Annotated in this window: 1 protein-coding gene; it reads left to right on the top strand. The window is 39.4% G+C overall.

Going from position 1 to position 804, the window contains the following annotated elements; all coding sequences use genetic code 11:
- Positions 1-244: 244 nt before the first annotated feature.
- On the top strand, positions 245-804 hold a 560-nt coding region (locus tag COU51_00390; protein ID PIR67117.1), incomplete at its 3' end, for a hypothetical protein.

Raw genomic sequence — 804 nt, 5'->3', positions numbered from 1 at the left:
CGGCAATCACATCTGGACTCCACTCTTCTTTCAATTTATCAACTACATATTTCTTCAATTCCGGATACTTATCCAATTTTCCTTTTTAATGGTTTTGACCATATTTTGCTAATTGGGTGGTGCATTCAGTTTAGATTATTGCTAAAGTTTTACTCTATTGACTTTTATTTAGAAATGTGGTATTCTTACATAAATTGCACGTTAAGTAATCTAAATAGGGCAATAGCCCTCTAATAACAAAATTATGGGAAACTTCAATAAGAGATCAGGCGGTGGATTTAGCCGTGGCGGATTTGGTGGCAGAAAGCCATTCGGTGGTAGAGACGGTGGCAGACCAGCAATGCACAGAGCTATTTGTAGCGACTGTGGGGATAGCTGTGAGCTTCCTTTCAGACCGACAGGAGATAGACCGGTATACTGCAATAATTGCTTTGGAAAGCAAGATAACGGCGGAGACAGATTTAATAGAGATGGCGGAAGCAGAGGGTCTGGCAGGTTTGATAATGACAGACGTGAAAGACCTCGCGCAAGAGACAAACAAATGCATGACGCTATTTGTGATAAATGTGGAAAAAACTGCCAAGTACCTTTTAGGCCGACTGGCGATAAGCCTATATTTTGTGATAAATGTTTTGGAAAAGGTGAAGGTGCAACTTTTGGAAAAGGTGGAAATACAAGCAAGGGCTCTAACGAAACCGCAGAACAAATAAAAGCATTAAGCGCAAAGATAGACAAACTTATGGAAATATTGGTGCCAGGTTCTTCAGTTAAAAAAGTAGAAAAAACAGAAAAAAAAGTAGAGAA

It is taken from the genome of Parcubacteria group bacterium CG10_big_fil_rev_8_21_14_0_10_36_14 (assembly GCA_002772895.1).
Lineage (GTDB): Bacteria > Patescibacteriota > Patescibacteriia.
The sequence above is the reverse complement of the archived record's forward strand: the minus strand, read 5'-3'. Positions and strand labels throughout refer to the sequence as shown.